Annotated in this window: 11 protein-coding genes; 7 read left to right on the forward strand and 4 right to left on the reverse strand. The window is 61.2% G+C overall.

Features of this window, described 5'->3' with window-relative positions:
• Positions 1 to 162 precede the first annotated feature (162 nt).
• The 5 genes from OLZ32_RS11390 (at position 163) to ggt (ending at position 6,283) form a co-directional block, all read left to right on the forward strand.
• Entirely contained in the window at positions 163 to 1,110 is a 948-nt protein-coding gene (locus OLZ32_RS11390; protein WP_245272034.1) for a BMP family protein, read from the forward strand.
• Positions 1,110 to 2,672 carry an ABC transporter ATP-binding protein gene (locus OLZ32_RS11395; RefSeq protein WP_264396091.1) on the forward strand — a complete coding sequence of 521 codons (1,563 nt, stop codon included), beginning with the start codon at positions 1,110 to 1,112 and terminating at the stop codon, positions 2,670 to 2,672. The genes OLZ32_RS11390 and OLZ32_RS11395 overlap by 1 nt, the downstream gene beginning before the upstream one ends.
• A complete protein-coding gene (locus OLZ32_RS11400; RefSeq protein WP_003550517.1) occupies positions 2,669 to 3,757 on the forward strand; it encodes an ABC transporter permease in 1,089 nt (362 codons plus the stop codon). Before OLZ32_RS11395 ends, OLZ32_RS11400 begins: the two co-directional genes overlap by 4 nt.
• On the forward strand, positions 3,754 to 4,659 hold the full coding sequence (locus tag OLZ32_RS11405) for an ABC transporter permease (protein WP_003550518.1): 906 nt from the start codon (positions 3,754 to 3,756) through the stop codon (positions 4,657 to 4,659). The genes OLZ32_RS11400 and OLZ32_RS11405 overlap by 4 nt, the downstream gene beginning before the upstream one ends.
• A 91-nt stretch (positions 4,660 to 4,750) precedes the next feature.
• The gene (gene ggt, locus OLZ32_RS11410) at positions 4,751 to 6,283 is read left to right on the forward strand and encodes a gamma-glutamyltransferase (RefSeq protein WP_406648117.1); all 1,533 of its coding nucleotides are present in this window, start codon (positions 4,751 to 4,753) and stop codon (positions 6,281 to 6,283) included.
• Positions 6,284 to 6,318: 35 nt separating this feature from the next.
• On the opposite strand, the gene OLZ32_RS11415 is transcribed toward ggt, so the two are convergent.
• Positions 6,319 to 6,957, reverse strand: a complete 639-nt coding sequence (locus OLZ32_RS11415; RefSeq protein ID WP_264396093.1) for a TetR/AcrR family transcriptional regulator — start codon at positions 6,955 to 6,957, stop codon at positions 6,319 to 6,321.
• A gap of 191 nt (positions 6,958 to 7,148) precedes the next feature.
• Here OLZ32_RS11415 and OLZ32_RS11420 point away from each other — a divergent pair, with 191 nt between their 5' ends.
• Positions 7,149 to 9,611, forward strand: coding sequence for a beta-glucosidase (locus OLZ32_RS11420; protein WP_264396094.1), 2,463 nt, complete (start codon positions 7,149 to 7,151; stop codon positions 9,609 to 9,611).
• 91 nt (positions 9,612 to 9,702) lie between these two features.
• Here OLZ32_RS11420 and OLZ32_RS11425 read toward each other — a convergent pair whose 3' ends face one another.
• From OLZ32_RS11425 to OLZ32_RS11435, 3 genes are all read right to left on the reverse strand, one after another.
• Entirely contained in the window at positions 9,703 to 10,239 is a 537-nt protein-coding gene (locus OLZ32_RS11425) for an OmpA family protein (protein ID WP_003550523.1), read from the reverse strand.
• Positions 10,240 to 10,253: 14 nt separating this feature from the next.
• Positions 10,254 to 10,928, reverse strand: coding sequence for a L,D-transpeptidase (locus OLZ32_RS11430; RefSeq protein ID WP_264396095.1), 675 nt, complete (start codon positions 10,926 to 10,928; stop codon positions 10,254 to 10,256).
• A 164-nt stretch (positions 10,929 to 11,092) separates the two neighbouring features.
• Positions 11,093 to 12,067 (reverse strand): alpha/beta fold hydrolase, encoded by a 975-nt coding sequence (locus OLZ32_RS11435; protein ID WP_264396096.1) that lies wholly within the window; start codon positions 12,065 to 12,067, stop codon positions 11,093 to 11,095.
• Between the two features lie 141 nt (positions 12,068 to 12,208).
• On the opposite strand from OLZ32_RS11435, the gene OLZ32_RS11440 reads away from it, so the two are divergent.
• Entirely contained in the window at positions 12,209 to 13,258 is a 1,050-nt protein-coding gene (locus tag OLZ32_RS11440) for an AI-2E family transporter (protein WP_264396097.1), read from the forward strand.
• The last annotated feature ends 26 nt before the right edge of the window (positions 13,259 to 13,284 follow it).

The raw sequence follows: 13,284 nt of genomic DNA on the forward strand, positions 1-13,284 counted from the left end.
CGTTGATGCTGAAGCCACAAATTAATGTTGATAATCAGATAGATATGGATGTGGCATAGGCTTTGCGTTCACTTTGCAATGGGAGCTAAGCGGTCCATCCGCCATCGTTCCGGCGTTCAATCAACAAAGGGAAGCAAAATGATCAAACGGCGAAATGTTCTCATGGCTATGACCACGCTTGCACTGGTCGTGACGAGCCTTGGCAGCGCGATGGCGCAAACCCCGTTGTCAGTCGGTATCCTTATTCCGGGATCGAAGACCGACAAAGGTTGGATGGAATCGGGTTATGACGGTCTGGTCGCGGCGCAGAAGAAATATGGCGACAAGATCGCCGTTCAGATGATTGAAAACATCAACTATGCAGATATGGAGCAGGCACTTACGCAGCTCGCCTCCTCCAACGCGCTGGTGATAGGCGTCGGCGGCCAGACCCAGGCTGCGGTGATGAAAATCGCGAAGCGTTTTCCCGACATCAAGTTCTCGATCGTCGGCGGCAATGCCGGCGCCGAACTCCCAAACGTCGCCGGTTATGATGTGAAACAGGCCGAGATCGCGTTCGTCGCAGGCGCGGCGGCCGCGATGCTCTCGAAGAGCGGCGCAGTGTCATATGTCGGCGGCATGGAACTCCCGTCGATCGTCAACGCCGGCAAAGAATTCGGTAACGGCGCGAAATACGTCAATCCGAATGTCAAATATTTCGAAGCCTATACCGGCGACTTCGATGATCTCGCAAAGGCCAAGGAAGCGACGCTGACGGCGATCGCGCAAGGTGCGGACGTTCACTATCACATCCTGAACCTCGGCCTGCGCGGCATGGAGCAGGCCGCCAAGGAGAAGGGCACCCACATCATCGGCTCTTACACCAATTATTGCGGCACCGATCCACTCTATTTGGCATATTCGATCACAGGAGTGGGCTTCCAGGTGAAGTATGCGATCGACGAAACGGTCGGGGGCACCTGGAAGGCCGGTTACAAGCCCTTCGGCTTGGCGATGGGCCCGGAAGCTTCCGACATGGCTGTCTGCAACGCCACCGACGAAATGGCAAAGAAGCTCAAGGCCATCATCGAGGACATCAAGTCCGGCAAGATCAAGGTGCTGGAGGGCTGATGCGCAGCGAGAGAAGCATAGGGGCCAAGGCAGTGCCACTCCTTTCGTTGAAGGGTATCGGCAAGCTCTTCGGCGCGTTCGAGGCATTGGCGGGAATCGATATCGATTTTCACCCTTTCGAAGTCCATTGTCTCCTGGGCGAAAACGGCGCTGGGAAATCCACCCTTTGCAATCTCATCTTCGGCATCAATCGCCCCAGTGCTGGCGAGATGATTCTCGAGGGCAGACCCTACCTGCCCTCGAGGCCGCGCGACGCGCTAACAAGTGGCATTGCCATGGTTCACCAGCATTTCAGCCTGGTGAATGAACTCTCGGTCATCGATAACCTCCTGCTCGGCCGTGGCTTCGGGCGGCTGGACAGAAAAGGCGAAAGTGAACGGCTCGAGGCGATGTCGCGGCGTTTCGGCCTTGAAATTTCGCCAGCCGCGTTCGTCGGCGACCTGTCGGTCGGCCAGCGGCAGCGGGTCGAAATCGTCAAATGCCTGATGAACAGTCCGCGCGTCCTGGTGCTCGACGAACCGACCGCCGTGCTGTTGCCAGACGAGATCAGTGCCCTGCTCGGTATCTGCCGGCAGGTGGCCGAAAGCGGCTGCGCCGTGGTCATGGTCACCCATAAGCTCGCCGAGATCGAGCGCGTCGCAGATCGGGTCACCGTCCTTCATCGCGGACGAATTGCCGCTCGGTCGGATCAGCCCGCGTCCGAGATCAGCCGGCTTGTCGGAGCAATGATCCACCGTCCCGACATCGATCCGAATGCGATGATCGGTGCCCGAGCCGTTGCCTCCCGCAAGCCTGAAACTCCCGTACGCCCGACCCGCGAAGCCATGCAGATAGACGGGATCACGGTTGTCGATCGTCTCGGTATCAAGCGTCTCGACGACATCACTCTGACGGTCGGTTGCGGCGAAGTGGTTGGTATCGCCGGCGTTGAAGGCAACGGCCAAAGCGAACTCGGCGCCGTCCTTGCCGGCCTGCTGAGGCCAAGCCAGGGTCGTTGGTTTGCCGGGAACCGAGAACTCACGAGGGCGACCCCGCGCCAGATTACCGGGGCGGGCGTCGGCATCGTGCCGGAGGATCGTCATGCGGTCGGAGCGATCTCCAGGATGTCGCTGGCGGACAACATGTTTCTCAATCGCATGCATCAGTTTAGCCGGTTCCGCATGATCGACCGTCGTGCGCAGCGAAAGGCGGCGGAGCAGGCAATGGCGCGTTTCGATGTTCGCGCCCCCGGACCGCTCGTGCCTTTTGGCAGCCTTTCGGGAGGCAACCAGCAGAAGGCGGTTCTCGGGCGTGAACTGACCACGCAGAAACTCAACTTCCTGCTTGCCGCGCAACCGACGCGGGGCCTGGATGTCGGCGCGATCGAAGCGGTCTACGGGCTGGTCCGCGATGCCGCCGATGCCGGCGTTGGCGTACTTCTGATTTCATCCGAACTGGACGAATTGATTTCCGTCGCCGACCGGATCCTTGTCTTCTATCGTGGGCGGATCGTCGGTGAACATGTCGCGCGGCCCGAGAACGGCCACGCTATCGGGGCACTGATGTCGGGGCAGGCAGCATGAGTGCAAGCACGACAGCAAATCCAACATCCCTTTCATCTCTCTCCGCCCTTCTGCCCGTGCTTCTTCCGGCTGCTGCCGTGCTTGCGGCCCTGGTGGTGGGGATGATCGTCGTGGTCGCCATGGGTGTAACGCTCGACAAGGCGGTCATGGCATTCTATCGCGGCGCTTTCGGCAACGCATATGCGATCTCAGCCTCGCTCAACCGCGCGGTCGCGCTCGCGCTCGTCGGCGTTGGCTTCGTCATCGCCAACCGTGCCGGCCTGACCAATGTCGGCGGCGAGGGCCAGATCGCCATCGGAGGCATCGTCGCCACCGCATTCTGTCTGATGCCCGGAATGGCAGACCTGCCCCTCGGGCTGGCCTATCTGCTGCCGCTCCTTGCTGCATCACTTGCCGGCGGGCTTTGGGGTGGGATTGCCGGGGTGCTGCGGGTCAAGGCAGGCACCAATGAAGTTATCGCCACCCTCCTTCTGTCTTTTATCGCTGTCTGGCTTCTGTACTGGTGCGTGCAATCGGAGAACCTGTTGCGTCAGCCAATGACCAGTGCGGCGACATTGCCCGAATCGCTTGCCATTCCAGAGGCGACCCAGGTGCCATTGCTGACCGGATCCTACAGCTCCCCCGTAACGCTCGGCCTGCCCATCCTGCTGGGGGTTGCAATCATCGCGGCAATCCTGTTGCGCAGGTCGCTTTATGGCTTCGCCTTAAGCGCCGTCGGCCTGAACCCCGTTGCCGCCGCCCGGGCGGGTGTGGCGGTCGGTTTTACTATCGTCTCGGCCATGTGCCTCGCCGGCGCATTGGGCGGGCTGGCAGGCGGCCTGATGCTACAGGGAGAGCAATATTCGCTAAAGGCCGGCTTTTCCTCCGGCTACGGTTTCGACGGTCTAGTGGTCGGACTGCTTGCGCGCGGGTCGGTGACGGGCGTGATTGCCGGCGCATTGCTGTTCGGGTTCCTGCGTTCGGGGGGCATTTCCATGGAAATGGCAGCCGGCGTGCCTTCGGCGCTGATCGACGTGCTGCAGGGCCTCATCGTCCTGACGATCGCCAGCGCCGCTTATTATCTCGAGCGGAGAATTGCACGATGACGGCAGAGCTCTTCACCCTGTTCCTCGCCTCGACAGTCCGGCTCGCGGTGCCGCTTTTGTTTGCGGCGACTGGAGAACTCGTGTCCGAGCGAGCGGGGGTCGTCAACATGAGCGTCGAGGGCATGATGCTGACCGGCGCTTTCGGTGGTGCGATGGGGGCGGCCTACACCGGATCGCCCATGCTCGGACTCTGCTGCGCCATCCTCGCCGTGCTGCCCATCGCTGTGCTGCAATCGGTGATGACCAACACGCTGCGTGCCAATCAGATTGTCACGGGCATCGGCATCAACATCATGGCTCTCGGCCTGACGACGCTGGGCTACCGAGCCCTTTTCGGCGCAAGATCCCGTGACATTATCCCCGGCTTCGATGCCTGGTCGCCGCCGTTGCTCGGACAAATACCGCTGGTGGGGGGCGTTTTCCAACAAGTATGGCTGTTTTACCTGGCAGCCGCCATTATCGCTGTCGTTGGCTACGTCCTGGCACGGACCGGCCTAGGCATCGTTTTGCGCGCCGCCGGCGACAATCCGCAATCAGTCATCCGCTCGGGCGCGCCATTGAAGGGTGTCCGGCATGCAGCCGTGATCTTCACCGGTGTGATGTCGGCCCTTGGCGGCGCCTTCCTGTCGATCGGCGACATTCACACATTTACCGAGGGCATGACAAATGGCGCCGGTTACCTGGCGATCGTCGCCGTGATCTTCGGCAGTTGGCGGCTCTGGCGCACAGTGGCCGCCTGCCTCCTGTTCGGCGCGGCAACCGCACTGCAATTTCAGTTGCCGGCCTTTGGCATTCATATTCCGAATGCCCTGCTGATCATGATGCCTTATCTGCTGGCATTGCTGGCTGTTGCAGGTGTGGTTGGCCACCAGACAGCACCGCGGGCGTTGACCCAGAATTAGAAAAACACGCCAATAAGACGAAAGGGCAGGAATCTTGAGAGAGCGCAATTATATAGACCCCGGCCGCTCGCCGGCCATCGGCGAAAACGGAATGGCGGCAACCTCGCACCCAGCCGCGACGCTGACAGCCATCGACATTTTGCGAGCCGGCGGCAATGCCATCGATGCCGCTCTGGCGGCGGTCGCTGTTCAAAGTGTCGTCGAGCCGGCGATGACCGGCATCGGTGGTGATTGCTTTGCGATCGTTGCCCCAGCCGGAAAACCCATCATTGCGTTCAACGGATCCGGCCGATCCTGTGCGGGGGCTGATGCTGAGCGCTTGCGTACGAAAGGCTTGTCGCGGATCGACGAAGAAAGCCCGGACGCCGTCACCATTCCCGGCGCCGTCGATGCCTGGTGTCAGCTTTCGCAGAAATTCGGCCGAATGGAACTCGCCGAGATCCTGGCGCCGGCCATTGCGCTCGCAGACAACGGCTTCCGCATTGCCGGCCGGGTAGCGTATGATTGGGCGCGCGAAGGCAAGCGACTGGAGCACCATGAGGCGGCGCGTGCGCAATTCCTGCCGGGTGGCAAGGCGCCGACGACCGGCGACCGCTTTGCCATACCCGCATTGGCGGCCACCTTGCGGGCGATCGCCGGCAGCGGCCGTGCCGCCTTCTATGAAGGCGCCGTTGCCGAGGAAATGGTCTCCGTGCTCCGCGAATGCGGCGGCCTCCATACCGTAGAGGATTTCTCACGCCATCGCGGCTTTGCGACCGAGCCGATCGGTGCGGATTTCCGCGGCCGTCGTGTGCTGGAATGCCCGCCAAACGGCCAGGGTCTCGCCGCTCTGCTGATTGCCCGGATCCTTGACGGATTCGATCTGTCGGATGACGCCGCAAGCGAGGCCGATCGCGTTCACCTCCTGGCTGAGGCCAGCAAGGCGGCCTATCATCAGCGTGACCTGCTGATCGCCGATCCGGACCATATGCGGATTTCCGTCGAGGAAGTTCTGGGCGAGCGTTTCGTTGCCGCATTACGATCCAGAATACGAATGGACCGGGCAAGCGAAGCATCGATCTGGGATGGTCCGGTTCATCGCGATACCGTCTACCTGTCGGTCGTCGATCGTGACGGCAATGCAGTCTCGCTGATCAATTCTCTATTCTCCGCGTTCGGCAGCGGCATCTACGCGCCGGTATCGGGGGTCCTGTTGCAGAACCGCGGAAGTGGCTTCTCACTGAATGAGGGTCATGCCAATGAACTCGCGCCGCGAAAGCTGCCGCTGCACACGATCATTCCGGGCATGGTGGTCCACAATAACTTGCCCGTGATGCCATTCGGCGTCATGGGCGGGCAGTTTCAGGCAACGGGCCACGCACATTTCCTCTCGCATCTCTACGACCGCGGCTTCGATCCGCAGCGCGCCAACGAGGCGCCGCGCAGCTTCTCCTTTGACGGCAGACTGTCGCTTGAGCCCGCATTCGGCGATAAGGTCCGCGCCGACCTGGAAGAGCGCGGCCACCGTACGGAATGGGCAAACGCACCGATCGGCGGCTGCCAGGCGGTTCTTATCGACAGGGTTCGGGGCGTGTTTATCGGAAGCTCGGATCACAGGAAGGACGGGTTTGCGCTTGGGTATTGATACTGAACGAAACGAGCTGCGCGCGCGCCTCGTACTCACTCCTCCAACCCAAGGCTCGCCAGCAGGCGGCTGACATACGCTTCCAACCCGCCGACCATGTCGAAGCGGGCGGGATCGCGCAGCCAGAGCATTTGAAGGCCGTCCATCACGGCGATCAGCTCGGCTGCCATCGCCCTGCCATCGGCCTTGCCGTCTATCGAGCCATCGGCGACGGCCTGGTCGAAGGTGGCGGCGATGTCGTTCTGCAGCTGGGTGGCGCGATCGAGAAACCATGCCTTGGCCGGGTGATCCTTCATCAGGCTCTCGGCATTCAGGATGGCGAAGGCCCTGACGACCTCGATCATTTCGGCGTTGCGGCGGAAGACCCCGACCATACCCTTGAGCAGGCCGCGGAGATCGGAACGATAGGGCCCGATGAAGCTTTCGCTTTCGAGATCGCGCTTGTCCAGAATGGCGAGAAGCAGATCGACCTTGGTCGGAAAATGGTGCAGCAGGCCGGGCAGCGACAGGCCGACGTCGCGGGCGACATCGCCGATCGCAGCATTCTGATAGCCGTCTTCGGCAAAGCGTCGCATCGCAGCCGACAGGATCTCCGCGCGGCGCGCTTCACCCTTGCGGGATCGGCGCCGCCGCTTTTCGTCTTGTCCGGTCTTCGGTTCGAAAAATTCTGCCATCGTCTCTTCCGCCTGCCTCGTTCTCCCGCCCTCCATCCATACATCAGGGTTCCGCAGTTGACATCTTAAAAATACCGAGTAATCGGTAGGTTTAAGAACTGCATGGCGCGTGACGCCGCCGGATGAATTGGCACGGGGCATACTCGGCCAGCATTTCGCAATGCCCGAATTCCATTGAAGGGGAGGTTTGCATGATCGATTCCATTCTCGACAAGATGACGATTGAGGAGCAGGTCGCGCTGCTGTCCGGCGCCGATTTCTGGACGACTGTTCCCGTCGAGCGTCTGGATGTGCCGAAGATCAAGGTGACGGACGGGCCGAATGGGGCTCGCGGCGCCGGTTCGCTGGTCGGCGGCGTCAAGGCGACCTGTTTTCCTGTCGCCATCGCGCTCGGCGCCACCTGGAATCCCGATCTCGTCGAGCGTATGGGCGTGGCGCTTGCCCACCAGGCGAAGAGCAAGGTGGCCGCCGTGCTGCTCGCACCCACGGTGAATATCCATCGTTCCGGCCTCAACGGGCGAAATTTCGAGTGTTATTCCGAGGATCCGATGCTGACCGCGGAACTCGCCGTCGCCTATATCAAGGGCGTGCAGAGCCAGGGGATCGCGGCGACGATCAAGCACTTCGCCGGCAACGAATCCGAGATCGAGCGGCAGACCATGTCTTCCGATATCGACGAGCGGACGTTGCGCGAAATCTACTTTCCGCCCTTCGAACAGGCTGTCCGGCGCGCCGGCGTAATGGCCGTCATGTCCTCCTATAACCGCCTCAACGGCACCTATACCAGCGAGCATCAGTGGCTGCTGACCAAGGTGCTGCGCGAAGAATGGGGGTTCGACGGAATCGTCATGTCCGACTGGTTCGGTTCGCATTCGACGGCCGAGACGATCAATGCCGGTCTCGATCTCGAAATGCCCGGCCCGGCGCGCGATCGCGGCGAGAAGCTGGTTGCGGCCGTGCGCGAGGGCAGGGTCGAAGCGGCCACCGTGCGGGCGGCGGCGCGGCGAATCCTGCTGCTGCTCGAGCGGGTCGGCGCGTTCGAGAAGAAGCCAGATCTTACGGAGCAGGCGGTCGACCTGCCGGAAGACCGGGCGCTGATCCGACGTCTCGGCGCGGAAGGCGCGGTCCTTTTGAAGAACGACTGCATCCTGCCGCTTGCCAAGACGTCGCTCGACCGGATCGCCGTCATCGGACCCAACGCCGCGAGCGCGCGCGTGATGGGCGGCGGCAGCGCGCAGATCGCGGCGCATTATACGGTCAGCCCACTCGAAGGCATTCGAGCCGCCCTTTCCAATGCCAACAGCGTCAGTCACGCCGTCGGCTGCCGCCACAACCGTCTGATCGAGGTGGCCAAGGGAAAGATCACCGTCGAATATTTCAAGGGGCGTGGTTGCCAGGGCACTCCGCTTCATGTCGAGACCGTCGACAAGGGCGAGTTCTTCTGGTTCGAGCTGCCGTCAGGCGAACTCGACCCCACCAATTTCTCGGCGCGGATGACGATGCAATTCGTGCCGGAGGAGAGCGGCGATCATGTCTTCGGCATGACCAATGCCGGACTGGCGCGGCTCTTCGTCGATGGCAGGCTCACGGTCGATGGCCATGACGGCTGGACACGCGGCGAGAACTATTTCGGCACGGCTAATGACGAACAGCGCGGCACGGTGGCGCTCGATGCGGGCAAGGCCCATACCGTCACCGTCGAGTATGACCCGCCGGTGGCGAACGGGGAGGGGATCAACCTCACGGCCATTCGGTTCGGCGTCGAAAAGCCCTTGGGTGAGGCCGATATCGAGGACGCCGTCGAGACGGCGCTGAATGCCGATGTGGCGCTTCTCTTCGTCGGCCGCGACGGCGAATGGGATACCGAGGGCTTGGACCTGCCCGACATGCGGCTTCCGGGCCGGCAGGAAGAGCTGATCGAGCGGGTCGCGGCCGTCAACGCCAACACCGTGGTCGTCCTGCAGACCGGCGGCCCGGTGGAAATGCCCTGGCTCGGCAAGGTTCGCGCCGTGCTGCAGATCTGGTATCCCGGGCAGGAGCTGGGCAATGCCGTCGCCGATGTCCTGTTCGGTGACGTCGAGCCCGGCGGACGCCTGCCGCAGACATTCCCGAAAGCGCTTGCCGACAATTCCACCATGACGGGCGATCCGGCCGTCTATCCGGGTAAGGATGGACATGTGCGCTACGACGAAGGTGTGTTCGTCGGCTACCGTCACCACGATACACGCGCCGTCGAGCCGCTCTTCCCCTTCGGTTTCGGCCTTGGCTATACACGCTTCAACTGGGGCGAGCCGCGGCTCTCAGCAAGCGAAATGGGTGCCGAAGGCGTGATGATCCGCGTCGATCTGACCAATATCGGCGACCGGGCCGGATCGGAGCTGGTCCAGCTCTATGTGCGTTCGCCGAAGTCAAAGGTGGAGCGGCCGGACAAGGAACTGCGCGCCTTCGCAAAGCTTTCGCTGCTGCCCGGTGAGACTGGGACGGCCGAAATGAAGATCCTGCCGCGCGATCTCGCTTATTTCGACGTTGAGGCCCGTGCCTTCCGCGCCGAACCGGGCGATTACCAGCTGGTCGTGGCTGCGAATGCCGCGGATATCAGGTTCGTTATCGATCTGCCGTCGCCACTCGAACATGTACAGCCACCTTCGTATTAAACGCAGACTGGCGAGATCCATGTCGTATTCGAGTGAGCCCAGCCGATAGCGCTTGGCGCGTCCGCGCAAGCGTTGAGTGGTTCGAGCTAGATCAGGCCGCGTCGGGCTGAGTGCGGAGATTGGTGACGACGCGTCGGTTCTGCACCTTGCAGGAGCGCTCGGTGCAGTCGCGGACTTCGCGGTCGTTGCCGTAGCCCTTGGCCCACATGCGTCTGGCGTCCACGCCTTTCGAGACGAGATAAGCCATCGCCGCATCGGCGCGCTTCTGCGACAGCGTCTCCATGCTGGATGCGGAACCGGAATCGTCGGCAAATCCCTGCAGCTTGAGCAGCCAGGACGGGTTCCTGTTGAGCCAGGCGGCCTGGTTATCCAGGGTTGCCATAGCGACGGAATCGAGTGTTGCGGAGTCCTGCCTGAAGTAGATCCGCCGGCCGACATTGAGGATGAAATCCTCTTCACTGCCCATCGCGACGTTCTCGAAACCGGGCGCGGGATCGTTGGTCTGGCCGGTCATCGGCGCCGCAGCAGGTTCTTCCAGGGCGGCGATCTTGGTGGTGGTGCAGGCGGTAAGTGCCAGGAGCATGGCCACGGCCACAAGCTGCCTCATGTATCCGGTCGTAGCAGACATCAGGGCTATATTCCTCATTCGACCGGGGTGGTTTGGCTGACCTGAGTGGCACTTTCAGCCTGGTCGGCAATATGCGGCAGCACCTGCACAGCGGTGCCGATCGGGCAACGCTGGTAAAGATCGATGGCGTCTTCGTTGAACATGCGGATGCAGCCGCTCGACGCATCCTTGCCGATGCTCCACGGCTCCAGCGTGCCGTGGAAGCGATAGCCGGTGTCGACGCCGTCGCGATGCAGATACATGGCGCGGGGACCGAGTGGATTTTTCGGTGAGCCTCCCGCCACGAATTCGGGCAGTTCGGGGTGGCGCTTGCGCATCTCAGGCGGAGGCGTCCAGCGCGGCCAAAGCGATTTATCATCAATCGTGGCGCGGCCAAACCATTTGAAGCCCTCGCGGCCGACGCCGACGCCGTAACGGATGGCCGTCTTGTTCTCCATGATCACGTAGAGGAAATGGTGCCTCGTATCGACGACGACGGTGCCGATCGGCTCGCTGCTGAAATATTTGACGACCTGGCGGTGCCACTTCTTGTCGATCTTGGCGAAGTTGGTTCTTCGGAACGCCACACCATTGTCGACGATGGTCCCGTCGAAAAAGGAAGACGCCGCGGCGAATGCCGGTTTCCGGACTGCACCGGCGCCAAGTAACGCCAATCCACCAAGCACAATATTTCTGCGTGTCCACGGCATCGGCAATATCCCCCTTAAAGCCAAGCAGCGAAGCGTCAGTAAATCAGATTTTTCATTTGCGACAACAGAAAAATCATCTCCACCCTAAAGGCGGCGATCGGATTGCGGGCCTCCTGTGTCTGGTATTGCCCCATCCTTACTCTGGAATGCCGTGGCGCTTCGAATCAAAGGGCCGGGGATTCATCTCCTCTGAAGACCGGCATGTACTCTTTGGGAGATGGCACTTCCGCAACCGCCTGCGAGCCGATGCTCCTCACACGCGGGAGTTCCGTTTCTTGTGCCGATGCCTCCACAAGATCACCAAGCATCCGTCGCGCCACGCCGGGGACCACATGATGGGGCAAATGCCCGACACCTTCCAGTAAACTGATGATCGGCGCCGGATGCTTCCTGCAAAGCCAATCGATATGCCAGTTCGGTGAAATCACGCGGTCCGCCATCCCGAAGAGAACGTGCAGGGGAAGATCGCCAGGCAGATCTGGAAGGCGCTCCATGTCTCGGTTGAAGGCGCGCAACTCGTCGGCCATCGTGCGGATGGTGATGGAATTGACCACGTGAGAGGCTGGCAGGTCCGAGAGATGAGAAGGCAGGGGATTGGGAAAAGAGGACGACCTGAGGCCTCGATCGAGAAAGAATGCGGGCCACCGGCAGATGACGTGCTGGCGGATCAACGGCCCGACCACCGGAGCGACCGCCGATCTAAGCACAATCAGCGGCTTCGATGGCACAGGCGCGCAACATGGGGAAATGAGAAAAAGTCCCCTGGCGAGGTCCGGTCTTCTTGCCGCAAGGTGTAGCGCGGCTGCGCTGCCGATCGAGTGCGCGACGATCGTCACCTCCGGCAGGTCAAGAGAGGCGAGAAGGCGTTCAAGCCAGAAGGACTGTCCCTCAGGTCCACGCTCAGCCGGTACAAGCGGCGTGCTCAGTCCATAGCCAGGGCGGTCGGGTGCAATGATCCGGAAATCGCTGTTGTCGAAAGGAAACAAAATTTCCTGCGCAACGCTGCCGCAGCCATGCAGGAGGAGGACTGGAATGCCATGTGGGTTGCCACCGTCAATGATGTGAACGTCCTGATCTTCAACGTGAATTGTTGTTCCGAGCATCGGCGGGACTGATTGCTTCGTTAACATGAGCCGCATAACGAAAGTCGCAAGTAGAAGTTCCGGCCGGTTGCTGGACGGCGCCTACGGCATCGAGCCGTTAGTGTAGGATGGGAGGGAGGCCAGCGCTGCCGCCTTATCTGTGCTACCATCATCGCGGTCTCGAAGCGGAAAGATCGAATGCTCCTTCAGCGTGTCAGTTTCTATGTGCTTCTGGTCCTCGTGACCATTGCGTTCGTCGCCGTCGTGCTACCGTTCTATTCGGCGATATTCTGGGCAGTCGTCCTCGCTATCATCTTCTTCCCGCTTCACGCCCGTATCGAGGCTCGGCTGGGTGGGCGGGGAAACCTTGCTGCAGCGCTGTCTGTATTGATTTGTCTCTGCGTCGTTATCATTCCCGGGCTGATCGTCCTCAGTTCACTCGTCCAGCAGGGCAACCATCTCTATCAACGTATGGACACCGGCGAGATCGACGTCCGGAGCTTTATTCGTAATCTGCAGGAAGCATTGCCCTTGTTCCTCCGCGACTGGCTCCGGAGCATCGAGCTGAACGGCGTCGATACGTTTCAGGACCGCATTTCCTCGGCATTGATGCAGGGCGGCGGTTTTTTTGCCGGACGCGCCTTGAGCCTCGGTCAGAACACCCTGCGGTTCTTCGTGACCTTCGGCGTGATGCTCTATATCCTGTTCTTCATGTTCCGGGATGGGGGCGCCCTTGCCCGCGCCATCAGAAGAGCGCTGCCTCTCAGCGATGCCCATACCCTTCGCTTCACCTCCAAATTCACTTCGGTCGTTCACGCGACCGTGCGAGGCAATATTATCATCGCCATCATCCAGGGTTCGATCGGCGGGATTGCCTTCTGGGCCCTCGGCGTCGAACCCGCCCTGCTGTGGGGCGTGCTGATGAGTTTCCTGTCGCTGCTGCCTGCGGTCGGCGCCGCATTGATCTGGGTGCCAACGGCCATTTACCTGGCCTTGGCAGGCTTTTGGATGAAGGCGATTGTGCTGGTTGCGGTGGGCGCCCTCGTCATCGGTCTTGTCGATAATCTTCTGAGGCCATCCTTAGTCGGCAGGGAGACCAAGCTTCCCGACTATGTCGTCCTCATTTCCACCATTGGCGGCATTTCTCTCCTAGGCATCAATGGTTTCGTGATCGGGCCGTTGATAGCCGCTCTCTTCATCGCCGCTTGGGGGATATTTGTGGAGGAGGAGGGCACCTCGGATTCCTGACGAAGCGGCCGGTGCATTTAACGATG

Origin of the sequence: Rhizobium acaciae (assembly GCF_025941625.1) — a bacterium.
Taxonomy (GTDB): Bacteria; Pseudomonadota; Alphaproteobacteria; order Rhizobiales; family Rhizobiaceae; genus Rhizobium; species Rhizobium acaciae.

Coding starts and splice junctions, on each gene's coding strand:
- OLZ32_RS11390 (WP_245272034.1), top strand. CDS start 163: ATGGCTATGACCACGCTTGCACTGGTCGTGACGAGCCTTGGCAGCGCG.
- OLZ32_RS11395 (WP_264396091.1), top strand. CDS start 1,110: ATGCGCAGCGAGAGAAGCATAGGGGCCAAGGCAGTGCCACTCCTTTCG.
- OLZ32_RS11400 (WP_003550517.1), top strand. CDS start 2,669: ATGAGTGCAAGCACGACAGCAAATCCAACATCCCTTTCATCTCTCTCC.
- OLZ32_RS11405 (WP_003550518.1), top strand. CDS start 3,754: ATGACGGCAGAGCTCTTCACCCTGTTCCTCGCCTCGACAGTCCGGCTC.
- ggt (WP_406648117.1), top strand. CDS start 4,751: ATGGCGGCAACCTCGCACCCAGCCGCGACGCTGACAGCCATCGACATT.
- OLZ32_RS11415 (WP_264396093.1), bottom strand. CDS start 6,957: ATGGCAGAATTTTTCGAACCGAAGACCGGACAAGACGAAAAGCGGCGG.
- OLZ32_RS11420 (WP_264396094.1), top strand. CDS start 7,149: ATGATCGATTCCATTCTCGACAAGATGACGATTGAGGAGCAGGTCGCG.
- OLZ32_RS11425 (WP_003550523.1), bottom strand. CDS start 10,239: ATGTCTGCTACGACCGGATACATGAGGCAGCTTGTGGCCGTGGCCATG.
- OLZ32_RS11430 (WP_264396095.1), bottom strand. CDS start 10,928: ATGCCGTGGACACGCAGAAATATTGTGCTTGGTGGATTGGCGTTACTT.
- OLZ32_RS11435 (WP_264396096.1), bottom strand. CDS start 12,067: ATGCGGCTCATGTTAACGAAGCAATCAGTCCCGCCGATGCTCGGAACA.
- OLZ32_RS11440 (WP_264396097.1), top strand. CDS start 12,209: ATGCTCCTTCAGCGTGTCAGTTTCTATGTGCTTCTGGTCCTCGTGACC.